Annotated in this window: 24 protein-coding genes; 2 read left to right on the top strand and 22 right to left on the bottom strand. The window is 23.9% G+C overall.

Translation table 4 applies throughout. The features are described 5' to 3' along the window. Positions 1-13 precede the first annotated feature (13 nt). The 9 genes from AACK85_RS02370 to AACK85_RS02330 all read right to left on the bottom strand — a co-directional run bounded on the left by AACK85_RS02370 (position 14) and on the right by AACK85_RS02330 (position 8,487). Positions 14-2,572 (bottom strand): type IV secretory system conjugative DNA transfer family protein, encoded by a 2,559-nt coding sequence (locus AACK85_RS02370; RefSeq protein WP_338970846.1) that lies wholly within the window; start codon positions 2,570-2,572, stop codon positions 14-16. Position 2,573: 1 nt separating this feature from the next. Then, on the bottom strand, positions 2,574-2,798 hold the full coding sequence (locus AACK85_RS02365) for a hypothetical protein (protein ID WP_338970844.1): 225 nt from the start codon (positions 2,796-2,798) through the stop codon (positions 2,574-2,576). Then, on the bottom strand, positions 2,799-4,361 hold the full coding sequence (locus tag AACK85_RS02360) for a relaxase MobL (RefSeq protein ID WP_338970842.1): 1,563 nt from the start codon (positions 4,359-4,361) through the stop codon (positions 2,799-2,801). It lies immediately after the preceding gene. A 113-nt stretch (positions 4,362-4,474) separates the two neighbouring features. Beyond that, the gene (locus AACK85_RS02355; protein WP_338970839.1) at positions 4,475-5,065 is read right to left on the bottom strand and encodes a hypothetical protein; all 591 of its coding nucleotides are present in this window, start codon (positions 5,063-5,065) and stop codon (positions 4,475-4,477) included. Positions 5,066-5,271: 206 nt separating this feature from the next. After that, positions 5,272-5,862, bottom strand: coding sequence for a hypothetical protein (locus tag AACK85_RS02350; RefSeq protein WP_338970836.1), 591 nt, complete (start codon positions 5,860-5,862; stop codon positions 5,272-5,274). Between the two features lie 22 nt (positions 5,863-5,884). Next, positions 5,885-6,271: a hypothetical protein gene (locus tag AACK85_RS02345; RefSeq protein WP_338970833.1), complete on the bottom strand. Its 387-nt coding sequence runs from the start codon at positions 6,269-6,271 to the stop codon at positions 5,885-5,887. A 4-nt stretch (positions 6,272-6,275) separates the two neighbouring features. Continuing rightward, entirely contained in the window at positions 6,276-6,443 is a 168-nt protein-coding gene (locus AACK85_RS02340; protein ID WP_338970831.1) for a hypothetical protein, read from the bottom strand. Positions 6,444-6,447: 4 nt separating this feature from the next. Next, positions 6,448-8,142, bottom strand: a complete 1,695-nt coding sequence (locus AACK85_RS02335; RefSeq protein WP_338970828.1) for a DNA topoisomerase — start codon at positions 8,140-8,142, stop codon at positions 6,448-6,450. Positions 8,143-8,241: 99 nt separating this feature from the next. Beyond that, the gene (locus tag AACK85_RS02330; RefSeq protein ID WP_338970825.1) at positions 8,242-8,487 is read right to left on the bottom strand and encodes a toprim domain-containing protein; all 246 of its coding nucleotides are present in this window, start codon (positions 8,485-8,487) and stop codon (positions 8,242-8,244) included. A gap of 63 nt (positions 8,488-8,550) precedes the next feature. Between AACK85_RS02330 and AACK85_RS02325 the strand changes: the two genes are divergently transcribed. Beyond that, on the top strand, positions 8,551-9,030 hold the full coding sequence (locus tag AACK85_RS02325; protein ID WP_338970822.1) for a hypothetical protein: 480 nt from the start codon (positions 8,551-8,553) through the stop codon (positions 9,028-9,030). 422 nt (positions 9,031-9,452) lie between these two features. Here AACK85_RS02325 and AACK85_RS02320 read toward each other — a convergent pair whose 3' ends face one another. The 11 genes from AACK85_RS02320 to AACK85_RS02270 form a co-directional block, all read right to left on the bottom strand. Beyond that, complete coding sequence (locus AACK85_RS02320; protein ID WP_338970819.1) at positions 9,453-9,989, bottom strand: hypothetical protein; 537 nt, start codon at positions 9,987-9,989, stop codon at positions 9,453-9,455. Then, positions 9,976-11,523 carry a DNA cytosine methyltransferase gene (locus AACK85_RS02315; protein ID WP_338970817.1) on the bottom strand — a complete coding sequence of 516 codons (1,548 nt, stop codon included), beginning with the start codon at positions 11,521-11,523 and terminating at the stop codon, positions 9,976-9,978. Before AACK85_RS02315 ends, AACK85_RS02320 begins: the two co-directional genes overlap by 14 nt. Continuing rightward, on the bottom strand, positions 11,508-11,726 hold the full coding sequence (locus AACK85_RS02310) for a DUF3850 domain-containing protein (RefSeq protein WP_338970816.1): 219 nt from the start codon (positions 11,724-11,726) through the stop codon (positions 11,508-11,510). Before AACK85_RS02310 ends, AACK85_RS02315 begins: the two co-directional genes overlap by 16 nt. Beyond that, positions 11,719-12,099 (bottom strand): hypothetical protein, encoded by a 381-nt coding sequence (locus AACK85_RS02305; protein WP_338970813.1) that lies wholly within the window; start codon positions 12,097-12,099, stop codon positions 11,719-11,721. The genes AACK85_RS02310 and AACK85_RS02305 overlap by 8 nt, the downstream gene beginning before the upstream one ends. Before the next feature lie 18 nt (positions 12,100-12,117). Further along, a complete protein-coding gene (locus tag AACK85_RS02300; RefSeq protein ID WP_338970810.1) occupies positions 12,118-12,948 on the bottom strand; it encodes a DNA adenine methylase in 831 nt (276 codons plus the stop codon). After that, positions 12,941-13,069 (bottom strand): hypothetical protein, encoded by a 129-nt coding sequence (locus AACK85_RS02295; RefSeq protein WP_338970808.1) that lies wholly within the window; start codon positions 13,067-13,069, stop codon positions 12,941-12,943. Before AACK85_RS02295 ends, AACK85_RS02300 begins: the two co-directional genes overlap by 8 nt. Before the next feature lie 12 nt (positions 13,070-13,081). Next, the gene (locus tag AACK85_RS02290; protein ID WP_338970805.1) at positions 13,082-13,354 is read right to left on the bottom strand and encodes a hypothetical protein; all 273 of its coding nucleotides are present in this window, start codon (positions 13,352-13,354) and stop codon (positions 13,082-13,084) included. Further along, complete coding sequence (locus AACK85_RS02285; protein WP_338970802.1) at positions 13,354-13,479, bottom strand: hypothetical protein; 126 nt, start codon at positions 13,477-13,479, stop codon at positions 13,354-13,356. Before AACK85_RS02285 ends, AACK85_RS02290 begins: the two co-directional genes overlap by 1 nt. A 21-nt stretch (positions 13,480-13,500) precedes the next feature. Then, positions 13,501-14,199: a hypothetical protein gene (locus tag AACK85_RS02280; protein ID WP_338970800.1), complete on the bottom strand. Its 699-nt coding sequence runs from the start codon at positions 14,197-14,199 to the stop codon at positions 13,501-13,503. A gap of 149 nt (positions 14,200-14,348) precedes the next feature. Beyond that, entirely contained in the window at positions 14,349-14,630 is a 282-nt protein-coding gene (locus AACK85_RS02275) for a hypothetical protein (RefSeq protein ID WP_338970797.1), read from the bottom strand. 402 nt (positions 14,631-15,032) lie between these two features. Further along, positions 15,033-15,875 carry a hypothetical protein gene (locus AACK85_RS02270; RefSeq protein WP_338970794.1) on the bottom strand — a complete coding sequence of 281 codons (843 nt, stop codon included), beginning with the start codon at positions 15,873-15,875 and terminating at the stop codon, positions 15,033-15,035. A 78-nt stretch (positions 15,876-15,953) separates the two neighbouring features. Between AACK85_RS02270 and AACK85_RS02265 the strand changes: the two genes are divergently transcribed. Beyond that, the gene (locus AACK85_RS02265) at positions 15,954-16,646 is read left to right on the top strand and encodes a hypothetical protein (protein WP_338970791.1); all 693 of its coding nucleotides are present in this window, start codon (positions 15,954-15,956) and stop codon (positions 16,644-16,646) included. A gap of 28 nt (positions 16,647-16,674) precedes the next feature. On the opposite strand, the gene aspS is transcribed toward AACK85_RS02265, so the two are convergent. Then, positions 16,675-18,411, bottom strand: coding sequence for an aspartate--tRNA ligase (gene aspS, locus AACK85_RS02260; RefSeq protein ID WP_338970789.1), 1,737 nt, complete (start codon positions 18,409-18,411; stop codon positions 16,675-16,677). Continuing rightward, positions 18,411-19,667 carry a histidine--tRNA ligase gene (gene hisS, locus AACK85_RS02255; RefSeq protein WP_338970786.1) on the bottom strand — a complete coding sequence of 419 codons (1,257 nt, stop codon included), beginning with the start codon at positions 19,665-19,667 and terminating at the stop codon, positions 18,411-18,413. The genes aspS and hisS overlap by 1 nt, the downstream gene beginning before the upstream one ends. Positions 19,668-19,688 lie beyond the last annotated feature (21 nt).

Below are 19,688 nucleotides of genomic sequence, written 5' to 3'. Positions count from 1 at the left end.
ATAATCTTTCTTTCTATTTTTCTTTTTTATACTTTGTTAAAAATGTCAGTTTTGTTTTTTTAGTTGTAATTTCTACTAACTGGTGCACTAAATCACGATATCTTTCTTTTTCTAAAGTTGTCATTCTTGATTCAGATTTAGATATTTCGATAATTTTATTTCTTAACTCTAACTCTTTTTTTGCGATGTCTATTTCAGTTTCTAATTGTTTTTCCTCTGAATCAATATCATCAAATTCTAGAATATCAAAGTCATTATCATCTAATGTTTCTAATTCAACATCATTACTTGATTCTAAATTATCGTTTTCATTTGCCTTATTTTCAATTAGCTTATCAAAATCAATACTAAATAAATTAAAATAATGATCTTGTTCATAATCAAATCGCTGTAGTCTATTTTCTTCTCTAAAATTAGCTTTTAAATTTAAGAATTTTTCAAAATTATAAGCATACTCCATTTTACAAATCGATGGATTTGAAACATAATACAAAATAACACTATATGATAATGGCAATAATTTTAAGTTAGTTTCATTAATTAATTTTTTTGAAGTTAAAGTTCAAGCTTTATTTTCATTCATCTTAGCATTGGTATTATGTGATGCGGTTAATATCGTTTCATCACCAATTAAATCAGACACTGTTTTTAAATCTTCTCTTGAGTTTGACTTTAAATAAGTTCATAAAAGACAGTTAGATTTAATTGCTGTTTGTGCTTTATCATATTTAAGATTTAATTGTGATAAATCTTGTAAAAATAACATAAAAAACATCCTTCTAGAATGTGAAACCGTTAAATAAGTGTCAAAATTAGGGATTGCTGGCATATTACCAAATTCATCTAAAAATCACAGCATATCTCTGTCTAGTTCATCTCTTCCTTTGGTTTTAACATTTTGTGAAGCTATAAATGCATTGGCTTTATAAAGTTGAGCAACAAATAACGCCGCTAATGGATGTTTATCTTTTTTCTCATCAGGTAAGATAATAAAAATAGCTTTTGGTTTCTCTTTTGTTACAAAATTAAATAAATCTAAAATATTTGCTCTTTTTTTTGGTGTACATAAAACTTTTCTTAACGGTCTTGACTCAAATATCTGTAACGCAGTTGATATTATTGAAAAATACATTGGTGCTTGCTTTTCACTTTGATCAATAACTTTAGATGCTGATGTTCATGCATCATTTAGTTCACGACCGTTTTTTGCATAATTTTTTCATCATATTTTTAACATTTTTTCATTGGCCATTAATTTGGTAATTGTTGGTAAATTAAATTTTTCTAAAGGCAAAATATCTCGATTAACTTCAATAATATCTAGCATGACTTTGATCATTCCAGACATTAAACCTTTTGCCGTTTCATAAAAATTCTTGTTTTTGGTATCCTCACCACAATCCAAGATAGTATCAGTAATATCTGTAATTTCTTCATATGCTTCATTTTTATATTTTTCTATTTTATTAAAAATGGTTATATCTTTTTGTTCTGTTGAAACAAATCAAATATTTTCAATTTTAGAAAAATATAAAATAATTCAGTCATTAAATTTATTAATCTGCTCTTGAATTTCTGCAGTTTTTTTATCTCTTTCATCATTTTCAATTTCCATATCATCATTAATGTTATCTAATTTATTAATTAAAACTTGTAATTCTTCTTGTCTAAATTCTTTAAATCCGTTTAAACATTCAAAACAATGAGTTTCTTTATGAATATTGCATAACATTTTATGTTCAATGACATATTTTTCTAATAAATCATAAGCTATAAATTTCTCTGAATCAATATTATCTTTTTCTCAGTCCAATCCTTTTATTCAGTAATCATAAGTATTTTTTAGTGGATTTCAATATGATGATTCATCTGTATCACGTAAATTTAAAGTTAAAACTTCATAGCCATTTCTTACAAGTTCACCAGCTAAATTAGCTTTTAGTTCACCTTTTGGATCTGTAAATAGCATTGCCGGTTTACAATTTGTTAAATTGCCTTTATCATCATAAACTTCTTTAATTCTGGCATTGCCAACAGCATTTGGCATAACTAGTTTTTGCCCCTTACCAGAACCCGTCGCACCTAATACTAAATTATGTACAGCATCTCTAACATCAGCTCCATGCATAACTAGTTTTTTATCTTTTGTACCTTCTGTAGCTGTTAGTCAAAATGGTTTTACTGGTTTAACAATAAAATGCTTTAAATATTTATCAATTGGTTCTTGCTCATCTGTATTTAAATCATTTTTTAATCATTTGGCACCACCATAATCATCTCTATCTGTTTTTTTAATGTATTGATCGTGTTTTTTGGTTTTGAAAATTATTCAGTAACCACAAAACAATATTCATGAAATAATAATAATTGCAATTGATATAAATAAATATCTAATATCATTTTTAAAAACTAATTTAAAATTATTAACAAGTATTTTTCAATCAAAGATAAAAGCTAAAAGAAAATACAGAATAAATGAGCATATAGGTATTACAATCACAGATATTCATAAAAATATTTTTAATCAAATTTTTCGTTCTTTAGTTCAGAATGGCTTTTTAAATAATTTCATTTTAAACTAAATATAAAACTAACATTAAAATTATCAATATTACCGAACTAGAACAAGAAATAATTGTATATACTAATCATTTTCTTTTTAATTTTTTATTTATAGTATCTTCTAAAATATCATTTCTCTTGAAATTTCTTTTAATTCTAAAAGCATAAGTTGAAAATACAATTATGATAATTAATAATATCGTGCCAAATATGGTAATTAAATTTTGTGTATTCATTTAGATTTCTCTCTCCTTGTTATGTTTTAATTTTTGATTAAATTCATCTTCCAATTTTTGTTTTGTTTGTAGTATCTTTTTAAATCTTTTATTTGCTTGATATTTTTCTTTATCAATAATTTTATTCATTAAAAAAACAAATTTATCATTTTTTTTAGTAATGCCTGATTTACCATCTGTCTTAGTTGGATTTCAAGTTGAACTAGATTCACCTTTTCTATCATTAAAATTTTTTGAATTAATTTGTCTAATTATTGCTGCAATAATTTTATTTGCAAATGCAGGTAATACACCTTGTCATTTATTATCTGCATTTTTTGATTTAATATGCTCATTTTTATAATTTAATAATTCTAGTTTTAATTTATCAATTGGATTATTTACATCAAAATTATTTTTTCCTCTAAAAATATCATCATTTGTTAACGATGTAATATCTATTAAATCTGCATCTTCTTTTTCTACTGTGGATTTAAATGACATAACTGCTCTTGCATTATTTAATTTGCTGAAATTAATTCATTTTTCATTTAATTCGTTATTTGATTTAATAAAAGACATTGCTAAATCATCTAACATTTCTCTTTCTGCATCTGTTACATGCTTTGAACCATAACTAAAATCTTTTTTAGTCAAATTTTGTTCACCATTGCGTGTTATATTTTTAAATTTATCTGCAAAATACATAATGATATTTTCAAATTTAACAGACGTACTTGTGGTTGCTTCTTTTAAATCTAAAACAACCTGTTTAAAACTATTTCATTGTTCATTGATATTAAATTCATTTAATTTATCACGTAATTCTTTTCTTGCAAAATTATATGGTTCATAATCATAATTTCTTTCAACAACATTTCTTTGAATATTAAGTCTTAAATCTTTCATTGATTCATCTGAAAATTTACCTTTTCTTGTTCATTCTAAATGAGTTTTTATCTTTTGATATTTATTTCTGATTGGTTTACCATCTTTATCTAAATCTATAACAACCTTTGAGGGTTCTTTTTCAACTATACCAACATGAAAATGCGGATTTTTAGTATCTGTGTGCATAGAATAAAATCACTCAAATTTATTTGGATCCATATCGTTTGCAATTAACATTTTTTTAATATTTTTATTAATCAATTTTTGCATATCTTCTGGATGAAAAATGTTGTTTTCTTTTGCAAAATTTTTGGAAAAAGAAATGACACCATCTCATAATAATTGATCATCATTTAAATTTTTATGAGTTTCATATAATTTAGCTAGTTCAACTTGTGAATAAACACCATTTTTCCCATATAAACCCGTATTTCTTTTAATTGAAGTATCATTTTTTAATTCTTCAATTCTTTGCAAATATAATTCTTTATCTTTTAATTGCAATAATTGTAATTCTGATAATTGTTCTTTAGATAAATCTAAATTAAAAACTGCATCAGATCTTAAGATGTAATCTAATTTACCACCTTTTTTATAAAATTTATCTCTTGCACGTTTTGATTTATCATCTTGATGATAATCATTAAACTTAATTTTAAAAATGACATTTGAATTTTGTTTATTTCTAGGCAATTTATCTTCCTTTCTGCAAAAAACATTTAAACACAAAAAAACAAAGCCAAAACAGAGACCTTGTCTGTTTAAATGCTTTGCTTATCTGAAAATAGTATAACATAGTAAAACAATTAATTATTCGTTATTTTTGCTCATTCTACATATTTTTTAATTAAATCTAGCTCTTTATAAATATCATTTTTTATAAGGAATTCTTTCTCAAAATTATTCATTGTTAATTCATCATCAAGGTAAAAAATATCACCATAATATAGATAATTTGTTACAAATAATTTAGAAATATCATCAAATTCAATAATTTCTTTTGAAAAAACATCAGTTATTTTCTTTGCTTTTGATTTTTCTGAATTAATATTAGCATTATTCACTTTTATGTATTGATCAATTTCTTGTCTAGAATTTTTTTCTGGATTTGGTATACCAACTGCATTTTTAGAATTTCAAATTTCACTTTTTATAAAATCGTCATAAATCATTTCATCTTCATTTAACATTTCCATTAAATTATCATATAAATTATTTGCAATTTCCGGCATTTTAGCAAGAACATCATATTCTTTTATTTTTGAAATTATGATATTAAATAATTCATCTAAAGAATCAATAGTATATTTTTTAATCAAATTATTTTCATTATTGATTAAACTGTTTAATTTCTTTTTCTTTTTTCTTAGTTTTTGACTTTTACTTTTCTTCTTCACAATTAAAATACTTTCTATGTAATATAAACACGAAAATTATACCACGGTTCTTTTAATCTCTTTTGAAATCTTTTGAAATCTTTTGAATTACTATTAGGTAACTGAAAAACGTTTATTATTTTTCAATTTAACGCAAAAAATCCGTAATCACATTAAATTACGGTTTTAAATATATAGTTTGAACATTTTTACTTTCTATTTAATTATTAGAATTCTCAATCTCAATTATTATCTATAATATTTGGTGGATCATCTTTGAATATATAATGTTCATGATTATTTGATAAAAGTTCTGATTCTAATTCAGAACCTAGATTAATATAATTTTTTTCAATGAATTTCATTACTGATAAACTAAATTTAGTTTTTTGTTCAATTAAAAATTTCATATAATCTAAATATTTCTCATTATCTGCATTTAATGTTTCATATTTAATTTTTTGATATATTTCATGTAAACGTTGAAATTCCAATTGAAAAGTAACGCCCAGTTTATCTGTTAATTTAACTTTTCTTTGTTTTTTATTTTCTTTTGAAGGAGTCATATTATAGCTATGAAAAGTATATGTTTGTGATAATTTTAATAAGAAATCATTATTGTCAAATTTAGATTGATCTATAAATGTTTTTGGCATTGAAATATATGTTTTATCATTTAATTTTATAATTACTGATTTTTTACCATATTTATCATATTTAATAATTGATTTTGGTAACACAAAAATACTTTGATTAGAATTATCAAATTTTTGATTAAACGGTTTGCATAAACGTTTATAAATCTTGTATTTTTCCATAGTATTCTCCTTTAAATTTAATTTATAACATTGGAATTTCTTCATTCAAATTTTCTTTTAATTTTGGATTTAACATTTCATTTAATGTAAAAATGGTTCAAGCTGTTGAATCGTTTTTAAATCCTGCTGGTAATTCCTTTAAATGCATTGTTTGTCAAGACTCAAGTATTTTATTTAAATTCGGAACGCTTATAGTAAATCCAATATATAAAATGGAATTATCATTTTCAAACGGCGAACTTTTCAAACTAAAACTGAAATATTTAATTTTAAAATAATCATCATTAATCATATACTTAGATAATTTATTCATTTTAGTTTTTATTTCTTTTTCAAATTTTGTACATTTACTAATTTTTGGTCTTTTAAATTTCTCAACCTTAGTTGATGTTAATTGTACAGGTAGCATACTTTTACTCCTCAATCGGTTTTCAATTTACATATACTCCACAAAAATAGCAATGTATCATTGAATTTTCAAACTTACTGTATTGTTTATAATTTAATTCACGCATCTTCTTTGCAATATCAAATTTTGCATGACCACAATTAGTTATTCCATAATAAATTTTATTTGCCATATTTCTAACCTACAAATTTACATTTAGGATAATTATTACATGCTATAAAAGCACCTTTTTTACCAGTACGATTTATTAATCAACCTTCATTACATAAAGTACATTTTTGAATTGCACCAGGTACTCATTTACAGTTTTCTGTTGTACATTTTTTAAATGAAACTTTAATTCCATCTTTATTTGTATATTCGATAGTTTGAATTCTGCCATCACAATTTTCACATTTTGGTAAGGTATTTATGTCAACTTGTGGCTTATCATTATAATCACAATTTGGTCAGTTACTGCAAGATTTAAAGCCTAAATCCTTTCCTTCCTTATTTTTTACTTGTCTTATATATCCAGTTTGACATTTTGGACATTTAATTTGATCTACCATATATTTTTCTCCCTTATTTTTTAAACTATTAAAATAGTTTTTTATATAAACTTTATGATCAATTTTGTCTTTAGCTATATCATCTAAAGTTTCTTCCATATGTTTTGTAAATTCTAAATTTATAAAATCACTAAAATTTTGTTCCAAAAAATTAGATACTTTAAATCCTAATGCTGTTACATACATTGCATCTTTTTTATCAATTTCAACATAATTTCTTTTTAAGTTAACTTCAACCGAGGTTTTATACGTTGAAGGTCTACCAATACCTAATCTTTCTAACTCTTTAATTAAAGTAGCTTCGTTAAATCTAGATTTCGGATTAGTATTTTGCAGTATTGCTTGAACTGATGGTAATTGAACATTATCATGCAAATTTCAATTCATAATTTGTTTTACATTTACATCTAAGGTTTTATCAAATAAGAAATAGCCTAAGTATTCATACTCTTTAGTTTCACCATTAAATAGGTAACTGTTGTTTTCTAATACATAATTTGTTTTAAAACCATTTGGTACTTTAATTGCTGAATTTATTGTGTTTTGTCAAATCATTTTATATACTGAAATTTCATTACTTGTTAAAACATCAGTAACATGATTTTGAATATTGTAAGGTTCTCATTCAAAATGAGTCGGTGTAATTGGGGGGTGCCCCTCTTGATCTGTATCTTTTTCTTTTCTTGTAGATATCTTGTCAGTTACATTTTCTTGACCAAATTTAAGAGAGACATAATTTAATAATTGTCTCTCAGTTTCTTCATCCAATTTTGTTGAATCAGTTCTAATGTATGTTATCAAACCTTTTTCGAATAATGATTGTGCAATTTCAGTTGCTTGTTTTACTTTTAATTTCAATTTAGTTTTAGCACTTTGCAAATAGTCTGAAGTTGTAAAATTTATAAATGCCTTATCTTTAAATTCTTTTTTAACTATGTCTTTGACAATATAATTTGCACCTAATTGATTTTTGATTTGCAGTGCATCATTTAATGATTTATATTTTTTGACCTCATATTTTTCATCTATATATTCAACATTTTTGAAATCAACATCACCAAGATTTGATTTTAAAATATATCACTCTTCTTTAACAAAATTTTTAATATCTTTTTCTCTATCACACAATAGTTTCAAAACAGATGATTGCACACGACCAGCAGAAATTCCCACAGTTTGATCTTGTAAAATTTTTGACAGAATAAAACCTGTTGTTTTGTCTAAATAACTTCTAGATAATCCTGCATTGACATAGTTGCTATCAATTTCTGTTAATTTATTAACTTGTTTTTTTATTTCTTCTTGCTTGATTGCATTCAATTTTAATCTTGCAAAATTATTACAATATGATTTTAGAATTTGATTTAAGTGTCAAGCAATAACTTCTCCTTCTCGATCTGGATCAGTTGCTAAAATAATTTAATCAACTTGTTTTGCTAGTGTTTTTAATTCATTTACAACACTATTTTTATCTTTTGAAATTATGAAATTTGGTTCAACGGTATTAAAATCAATACCTATATTATAAATTCCACTTTGTGCTAATTCACGAACATGTCCAACGGAAGCTTTAACAATATATTGATTACCATCATTTAATTTATTTAAATAAGTTGATACTTTTTTTATTTTGTTTGATGATTCTAGAATAACTAGTTTATTCATGAAATACCTTCTTTCTATTCTTTTTATATTTGGTTGTATAATAAATTTTAGTTAGGAGTAACTATGGTTAAACAAGAAAAGAAGAAAAATAATGATAAAAAAGAGAAAACTAAAGAAAAGATTAATTACAATATTCTAAAAATGAAATATTTTGTACTATGCCTAATATCAATTTTTGGTATTCTAATTTTATCGGCTACAATTTCAATTGCTCTAATATTAACCTTTATTGCAATATTCAATAAATTTTTATTACTATTGAAAATTGCAAATTTTGATGATATGTGAGTTTTCTTTTTCACATCAATATTTTCCGCATTTTTAATATTTAGATATCCACTTTTGAATACAAACTTTGGTTTAAAAATCGCAGATAAAATATGGATTACATATGATTGTGAAATTATTTATTATAGACAATTTGAAATATATACAAATATTAATAATGCTCTTACAAAAAATGGAACTGAAAATTTATATAATAAAAAAGTGATTAAAATTAGTAAAATTATTGTAAATTATATTAAATATCTTAATAAATAACATTTATTTTATGCATCATTATGGTAAACGATATTGATAATATTTCCAAAAAAAATAATGTTATAAAAATATTTAAAATTATAGTTCAAAATTTATCTTTCAATTCTAAAAAAACTCATATTAATGTTATTCCAATTATGCATAATAACATTAAAAATGCACAAATAACTATAATCGATATTGCCTTATTCTTTTTCATTATTGACTACTTTCTATACTGCATTCATAACAACATATATATTCATTTTTAATATAAAAATTAGGTGATTCAATACATACTTTGCATATTTCGCATTTATAAATTATTGAATTCATTGGTGAATTTAATAAATACAAATAACATTCATCACATAAAAATAAATTTGCTTCTTTAAAAAATCTAAATATTTTTAGTTGATTGCATAATTGACATATATTATTTTCTATATCCATTGAATATCACCGCCTGGTAAATTTAATTTATAAGTTAATCAAATACATCCTTGATTAAAAGAAGTTGTGCAGCCTTTGAATTTAATACGTTTTTTAAATATTAAGACTTGAATTTTATTTCTATGTTTTTCAAATAACTCACCACGTGGTGCGGTCTCTAAACTTCTTAAAGGAAGTAACATAGCAAATGGTATATTTAAATTAAATAAACGTTCTAATATTTTATTTTGAATCGAAAACGGTGGGTTTGAAATAATCAAGTCACAATTATCTGGCGGATTAATTCTAAAAAAATCATTTTGTAAATCATCAAAAATATGTGTTGCATCATAATGCAATTTATTAGCTAATGCCTCTTGTCGAAACTCTGATTCTAAATGATTAAATGGTAATCAAATATTTTTATATTTATTAATATTAATTCTTTTATACATGTCTTGCACCACTCATTTAGGAGTTTCTACATGATCTTTATCTCGCAGTTTTTCTTCTTGAGATATTATTCTAAATTCATTAGTTTTGCTCATAATTTTGTTTGTTTTCTAAATATTCCACTATTGATTTAAAAATTACTTCTAAAACAGGTATTACAATTGCATTACCGGCCATGTGATATAAATGTGTTTTTGGTAAATGTATAATTTTATCAATATCTATATCTTTTCAACCCATTAATCTTCAACACTCACGTTGTGTTAAAATTCTTAAATGATATGGTTTTCCATCTATTATAAAAATTGGTACGCCAGGAATTGGTTTTTCTAGTATTAACTCGGCAATTTTTGCAGATGAATTTTGTGTAGTTAAAGTTGTAACAACATTCACACCAATTTTGTTTGCTGTGTGATTATTTGATAACGGAATAGTGATATTACCTTCCTTATTAATTTTGCCTATTGGCCTTTTTGAACCATCTGACATTCTGTAATCATAATTTTCATTAACCATTAATATAGGAGTTGCTATTTTGCAACTTTTTTTATTTGTAGTTAAGGTATCAATATATGTATTTTTATTATTTGTCATGAAAACATTGCTTTCTTGTTTAAAGTCATTTGTATTTATTTCATATTTTCCAGTTCTTGTATTCTTAATCGGTATAGCTACTCTATTATTTGCCGAATTTGAGCCAATAGTGTGCATTTCATTTTCGATATTATGAATAAAATCAGTTGAATTAAATTCTTTTGATCCCAATGAAATTTTTGCATAACCACTCTCATTAAATTCAAAATTACTTTTTAATTTAATTGCCACCTTGAATGGTGTTTCGCCGTGATTAGAAGTCAAAGTTGGAGCTACACCGTTTTCAGGATTAAGAATATTTTGATAACTTAGATAATTTCTTAATGGGATTTTAACTGCACCTGAATTATTTCAACGCATTTGTTTTGTAGTAATTGTCTCAACAATATTATCAATTATTTTTATTCTGCCATTTTCAATTGCCTTTGTCATTGATTTTTGAGTTATGTAATAAGAAATGTCAACATCTTTATCTAAAAAATTTTTTAATGCTAACATTTCTGTTGTTTTTAAATTATCAAAATCAAATTGAAAATTTAAATCACTTCTAACAGAGACAACAAATACTCTATTTCTAGATTGCGGAATACCAAAATCTTTAGAATTTAGAATTTTATAATAATTTCTATAACCAATTTCTTCCATTGTATTTAAGTAATGTTGAAAATGGGGATAATTTTTCTTAGATAGTAATCCCTTAACGTTTTCTCAAATTACAAATTTAGGTTTTGGATGCAATTCTTTTTTAATAATTTCTAATGTTCTTTTGTAAAGTATAGATCTACCACTTGATAAATCATTTTTACCTGCAACAGAAAAATCCTGACACGGTGAACCATGAATACAAATATCTACAAACATATTTCACGTTTTTACATCTTGAGAATTATAATTATTATCAAATAATAAATTATAAGTTTTTACAGCGTGATCTCATCATTCAACATAGTCAATAGTTTTAACATTAATACCTAAATTTTCTAAAGCTTTTCTAGGTGAACCGATGCCACCGAATAATTCTAAAATTTTAATCATGTTTTATAGTTATTAATTTCTGAATCATTTTCCACAGTCATTGCAAACATGTGACTTTCCATCTCTAAACAATATTTACTTTTTTCAAAAACTACTAAATCAATTTCTCCATCATAGTAACCTTCTTTTCTAATTTCAAAATCTTTGATACCGTTTTTTATATAGTCCAAAAATTCTTGTTTAATTTTTAATTGTTTACTCATCTCTGTCACCGTTTATTTTATTTACTAAATTAATAAATTCCTCTGGATTATCATCAAAATATTCTTCCAACATTGTTAAATCTATACCAATCAAATATCGTCCATCTCTTTTATCACATTTAATACATTTATAAATCTCTGTTAAATCATAGCTGTCAGAATAATCGTCACCGCCTCAATCAATGCAAACGCTTTTATGTGAAAATTCTCATTTGTGTTCTTTACACAATTCTTGCAAATGTTTTATACAATATTTATCTATGTTTTCATTTTCTATTTTGTAATTTTCTGATTTTACTACTGGTTTATCACAAAAATTATATGAATATTTATGTTCACATAAATATTTTGTTTCTATTATTTCTCTTGCCATAATTCTTTCTTTCTATCATTAAGAATTAACTTCATAATTTGCAATTAATAATTCCTTGCCTATTTTGCAAGATTTATTATCACTTTTTCTTGAGCTTGAACTTGAATAAAATCATTGTTGCTCATAAATGTTAAAATTTTTAAACATTTTTCTTGTTTCTTCACAATCATCAATACTAAGTAAAAACTTATTACCCACTTCTGTTATTTTTTGCAATCAAGAAATGAAATCTATTCAATCATCACTTTTAAATCTATATTTATAGGGCTTACCGTTATTAGCAAAATATGGAGGATCCAAATAATAAAAACATTTTCATGTAATTGTATCTGAAAATACGTCTACATAATGACTAGATCAAAAATCTATTTTCTCTTTATTTTCAGAAAGTAAATTAGAGCATTCAATAATTTTGTTCTTTTTATTTAAATTCCAATTTTGTTCTAATCTTTTTTGAGTTCAAGTTCCTCATGAATTTCCATTAAAAGTTAAATTGTTATTCATAACATACTTAGCTGCAAATTTTATTGAATTATCATTAATTATATTTTTCAAACAAGATAAATTCGCTAATGGATAAAAAATATTTTCTGGAAAATATTTTTTTGGATTTAGAGGTACTAAATCGCACATAGAAATTCAGAAACTAATTAAATCTGAATCTATATCATTGAATATATATTTATCAAATAAATTATTTTTTAAGCAATTTAAACCTACACTACCTCCACCAAAAAATACTTCAACATATGTTAAATTTTTAACATTTTCTGGAAAATAACTCTTAATCAAATTTCATTGCTTAGATTTACCACCAGGTCATGTTAAAGGTGAAATTGTTTTATGCATTATTTAAGTTAGATATCAGTCAATCTGAATATTTTTCTTCTTGTTTTGCTTCTACATCTTTTATTGCTTTAGAAATATTAACTTTAATTTTACAAATACTTTCTAATTCATTTTTAGTCATATAAATACTCCTTTATTTTTTAAAATAATTGTTTATCACATATTTAATATCAATAATTGTATTATCTAAAAAAATTGTTATTAAAATATGAAAATGATTCCTACTTAAATCAGTTTTATTTTCAATATTATGAAATTCTTTTATATCAATTTTTTTATTTTCATTAATATTGATTTTTGCTTGAATGTCATTTTTTAAATAATTTATTGCATTTAAAATAACTTCAAAACTATAATTTTTACAAATAGAATTCTTCAATCAAAGATAATGCTCATTTTTTACCATTATTCAAACTCCAGTTCATTCTTACTATTTAATTCATCATATTCATCTAAAGTAATCTGATGAGCAATTTTGTCTTTAATTCTAATATCTTCATTAGTTTGTGCCTTAATAATTGATTTATTCATTATCAGAATCCTTCTATATTTTTAATCAAATTCCAATTCTTCTGTATCTATTTCTTTATCTGTTTTGATTTCATTTCATCTTTTATCTATACCAATAAAATTGATTTCATAATTAATTAATCCAGAAATTCTAGATATTAATCTTTCAGCATTAATGTCATCAAAACATCTAATGTATTTTTCAGTTAACTCTTGGATTGAAAAATTGGATGAAATTAATGTATACATTTTTTTATCTTTATTTTTTTGTATATAGTCAAAACGTTTATTGAATAATTCATAAATATATTCATAAGTTGATGAATGCGCGTGTTCAGCGCCCAAATCATCAATTAATAGAACATCTGCTTTAACAAAATTTGGTATCTTATTTGTTTTTTTAGATTCATCTTTATCTCTATTTCAATTTCATTTAAAATCAGAAACCAATTGTTGCATATTGCAAAAATGAACATTTAACATTTTTGGCATATATGAATATTTAATTCCATTACTTTCAATTACATATTTATTAGGATTTAATTCATAATCTTTATTTAACGAATTATTCCTACTATGAATGTCTTTCTTGAATTTATTTAAAAAAGTAGTTTTCCCAACTCCTGGTTTTCCTCATATATAAAGACCTATATTTTTTGTTATTTTTGAATCTAAATTAATTTGATCAAATTTTTTATATTCTAAATCTTGATCAACTTTAAATTTTTGTTGTTTAAACATTTCACACTCCTATTTTTAGATAAGTTTTAAGCATTTTAATAGACAAATAATATTAAATTTTTAAAAAATTAAACCTCCATTTCTTTATAAATATCTGAAAATATAAAAAACTACCAATTAAGGTAGTTTTGATATATATAATTTTCTTTTTAAAAACCCCACACCTTTGCATAACGGCCGGAGTTGCGGGACTGAATGTCTCAAAAATTATTTATGAATGAATCTATAAATGGATGAAGTGTAGCAGTACCAGGATCTCCTTGACCGTATGGATTGTCGCGTTGTGTCGTATTTAAGTCTCCATCGACCAGTTTAAAATTATGTTGCTCTAGCGAATGAGAAGTTGCGATTAAGGAATTGAACTGATTTTGCATGTTATCTAATGTAACTTCATTATTATAAACATCTTTACTAACATCTCATTCTATCATATCATTAAAAAAGCTGTCTGGGTTATATAGTTGCTTAAATTTTTGTCTGATTGAGTAGTTGAATTATTAATTATTGGAGAAACAGCTCCAAGAGAAATTGCCGATATAGATAACAAGTTTAATAAAGTTTTCATATAGTTTTATTTCTTTCTATGTCAGATAATATAATTCTGAAACAATTATTTTAATACTAAAATTATAATTTCCGCCAACTTATGAATCAAATTACAATAATTTTTTTAAAATTATCATTTTAAATTTAGATGTTTTTATAATTTTATTTTTTAATCTTGCATTTTAAATTTTAACTTTTTTAGAAAAATTTATATCAATTTCTAATTGTTTTTTAATGACAAAATTATTATAAAATTGTAGATTATATATAAATTTTGATCTTGAATATTATACAATAGTTTTATTTTTATATAATTCCAAATATCGTTTTAAAGAATTCAAATCATCAGTTGATAAAACAACATTTAAACCGTGTAGTTCATCATCTCTTATTAAATCGTTAATATACGATGAATAATTTATATTCAATGGCTTTTTATTGGCTCAATAATTTACAAATGAAATTAAAGTAAATTGTTTTATCAATAAATAATATGCAGCCAAAATCATTGATTGCTCTTCTCTTGAATATAAATTCTTAAAAGTCATTGGATGATTTTGTTCAAATAGTTGAATTAAAACTAACATTGCATTTTCTATTGATTGTAAATTATAAATTTTTATAATTTGTTTTATCAATTTATTTTCTTTTTTATTTTGAAAATTGAAATTGGCAGCTAATTGTTGAAATTCAGATAAATCTATTCAAATATTTTTTCTAATCATTTTGGATATTTCATTTAAAGTTAATGGATCTTTATTTATTTTCAAATTATCAAAAGCGATTTTATTTCATAAATCCAACATAGTAATCAAAACATCAACATGATAATAATTACTATAAATTCTATATAAATTAATATCTTGCTCAATATCAATTATAGAAAAAATCAAATTAATAATTTTAGGAAAATCTTTTTTCAACTCATCATAATTATTTGAAAAATCTAATCACTCTTCTACAAATTGCATATTAGATAATTGATTTAATAAAAATCTAGTCGGTCTTGTATTTAAATTGAATTCTGCAAGTTCTTCATCTAAATTTTTTATATATAAAAAAATTTGATCTTTTGCGGCGTCAAAATATTCAGCGATTTTTATCAATTGGCTTGAACTGAAATACTTCATTTTTACCTCTTTTTTCTAATTTTATTATATCTATTTTTAAAATATGTTACTATATTGACATATATAAAGGGGACAATTATGGATATTTTTCATCATTTTAAAAAATTAAATCAAGACGACACAAATTATTTAAAACGCATTAATCCTTTTTGAACAAAACAAATGAATAAGTGAATAGTTAAACTAAAAAAATTCACACTTAAATTTTCAGATGGCTTTAATTATTTTGCTGAAAATAATTACACTATAGATAATTATGCAAAACTTATTCCACAAATTGAAAACTATAAAAATTTTTTAAATAAAAAAAGAGCAATTTTTGCAACTAATTTGAAAATATTAAAAAAATTTGAAGCACCTTTAATTTATTATGGAAACTTAATCGGATTTTGTGTTGTGGTTGAATACTTCATTGATGTTTTAAAAGATATAGACAAAACAGAAATAAAAAATAAACAATTATATGCAATACAAAAAATTAATGAAATAATAAAAGATGAAACAAATAGATTGTTCAAAATTATCAACAAAAAACTAAGTGATGATGAATATATTACGATGATAAAAGAAAATATAAAATACGAACAACTTACTATTTCAAACACAATACCAAATATCATAATGATGTTTAAATACATAAATAAATTATTTAAATACAAAAAGATTAATGAAAGTGATTTATTAGAATTTATTACATATGGAATTGTTTACAATTCCATTATTAATGTGATTAATTACATGGCTCCAAGATTTATTAATTCTCTAGTATAAAGACCACTAAATATAGTGGTCTTTTATTTTAATCATCCAATTTAATGTGCAATTCTTTTAATTGAAATTCACTAACTTCTGATGGGGCTTTCATCATCATATCTATTCCAGAAGAATTTTTTGGAAAGGCTATTATTTCTCTAATATTATTTGCGTTAGTTAATAACATAGCTATTCTATCCAAACCTAGAGCACAACCAGAATGATATGGCGCACCGTATTTGTATGCATTTACAAATCAACCAAATTTTTTGTCTATTAAATCTTGTGTTAAACCAATTGCAGAAAACATACGTTCTTGAATTTTTTTATCATTGATTCTTTCAGATCCTCCACCAATTTCAAAACCATTCAGTACTATATCATATGCTTTTGCTAAAGCATTAGCTTTATCAATGTCAAATGTATCAATTGATATTTCTGCTGGTTGCGTAAATGGATGGTGAGCCGCCACAAATTTTTCTTCTTCATCTGATCATTCAAACAGTGGAAAATCAATAACTCATAAAAATTTAAATTCGTTTGCTGCTTTAATATTCAAAATTGTTCCTAGTGTATTTCTTATTGCTCCCAAAATCATTGATGCTTTAGTAAATTCATCTCCCACAAATAAGACAGTAAATTGATTTGACTTAAATTCTAAAAATCTTTTTTTCAGTTGTTGTTTTTCTTGATCTGCAATTTTTGATGCAATTGGGCCTGATCATAAATCATTATCGTATTTAATGAAAGTTAATCAGTTTGCCTTATTTTGTTTTGCAGTTTCTGTTAATTTTTCAATTTCTGTTTTAGATAATAATTTATCGATAATAATTCCTCTTATAACATTTTGCTTATTTAAAACATTTAAAAATAATTCAATTTGCGTTGTCAAATTAAATTCATTAAATGTTTTGATTTCGTATCCAAATCTTAAATCGGGTTTATCACTGCCGTACTTGTCTATCGCATCTTTATATGTCATTTTTAAAAATGGAGTAGCTATTTTTTTGTTTAATGTATTTTCAAATATTTCTACCATCAAGTTTTCAATTTCATTTTGAACATCTGATGCGTTTGCAAAAGACATTTCCATATCTAATTGAGTAAATTCTGGTTGTCTATCAATTCTTAAATCTTCATCACGAAAACATTTAGCAATTTGAAAATAACGATCAAATCCAGCTACCATCAATAATTGTTTATATAATTGAGGAGATTGTGGAAGTGCGTAAAATTCATGTTTATTCACACGTGATGGTACTAAAAAATCTCTTGCACCTTCTGGTGTGGATTTTCCTAAAACTGGAGTTTCAATTTCAATAAAATTTTGCTTTACAAAAAAATTTCTTATTGTCCAATTCATTTTTGAACGTAACAATAACTTGTTTTGAATTTCACTACGTCGTAAATCCAAATAACGATATTTCATTCTAGTATCTTCTAGAGCTGTTATATCATCTTCTATCATAAATGGTGTAACTTCGGATTCATTTATTATTTGTAATTTTGTAACTTCAACTTCTATTTCTCCTGTTGAAATTTTTAAATTTTTTGATTTTCTTTCAATAATTTTTCCTTCAACTTGAATAACAAATTCAGTTTTAATATTTTTACCATTTAAAAAAGACTCACTAATATTTAATTGTGTAATACCATATTGATCACGTATATCAATAAATGTTAAACTACCTAATTTACGAATTTTCTTAACTCAACCTTGCAAAATTACTGTTTGAGAAATATTTTTTAAAGTTAATTCCCCACAATTGTGTGTTCTAATCATTAAACATATTCCTCCTTCAAATAAGAAATTATTTGATCAAATTCTAGTTCTAATTCTTCTCTTGTTTGTTGATTTTTAAGAATGACTTTATTTTTTTGTAATTCTTTGTCACCAACAATAATAATAAATTTTGCCTTATTTCTTTCAGCTAATTTTAATTGAGATTTAAATGATTTATTCAAATAATCCATATCACAAGTTATGTTTGATGATCTCATCATTAATAAAATTGAATTACCAAAAAAACGTGCTTTTTCAGATAAGGCAACATAATATACATCTAATTGTTTTTCATTAACGATATCTATTTTGGCGTTATCTAAAGCTATCAATAATCTTTCAACACCCATACCAAAACCAACAGCAGGCAAATTTACACCGCCTATATTGTTAACAAGTTTATCATATCTCCCTCCACCAAATAAAGTTGATTGAGCAGCTGTTTTTTCATCTGTTGAAATAATTTCAAAAACATAACCTGTATAATAATCTAATCCTCTAACTAATAAATCATTTTGAACTATTTTAATTCCTAACTTTGTTAAAATTTTTTTTAATTGATCATAATATGCCAATTCCACATTTGATAAAAAGTCTAGCATTTTTGGTGCATTTTCAAATTTAATATTATCAATTTTACAATCCAAAATTCTTAGTGGATTTTTTTTAATTCTAATTTGGCAATCATCACATAGTGATAAATCTTTTAAATATTTATTTAATTTAACTAAATATTTTTCTTTATCATGTCCAGATACTAAATAATTTAAATGAACTTCATATTTTTTTAAACCTAATGTTTCTAATAAACTAGTCGCTAAAATAACAACTTCTGCGTCCAAATTGATATCTTTTGCACCAAAAACTTCAATACCAAATTGTGTAAATTGTCTTTGTCTGCCAGCTTGTGGACGTTCATATCTAAACATTGGACCATAATAAAATAACTTTAATGGTAAATTTTCTTGAACATATAATTTATGTTCAATAACAGCTCTTGCTGTTGCTGCTGTTGCTTCTGGTCGCAAAACAAATTCACGACCTTTTTTATCATTAAAAATAAACATTTCTTTATTTACAATGTCTGTATTTTCACCAACAGACATAGAAAAAAGTTCTTTAAATTCAAAGATTGGTGTTTCTATTTTTTCAAAATTATAAAGATACATATGATTCTGAATAATTATTTGTAATGCTAAAAAAGCAGCTGCTTTTTTAGCATATAAATCTTCTGTCCCTCTTGGTTTTTGAATCATATTGTTACTTACCTCTTTTTT

It is taken from the genome of Spiroplasma endosymbiont of Labia minor (genome assembly GCF_964019845.1).
Lineage (GTDB): Bacteria > Bacillota_I > Bacilli_A > Mycoplasmatales > Mycoplasmataceae.
The sequence above is the reverse complement of the archived record's forward strand: the minus strand, read 5'-3'. Positions and strand labels throughout refer to the sequence as shown.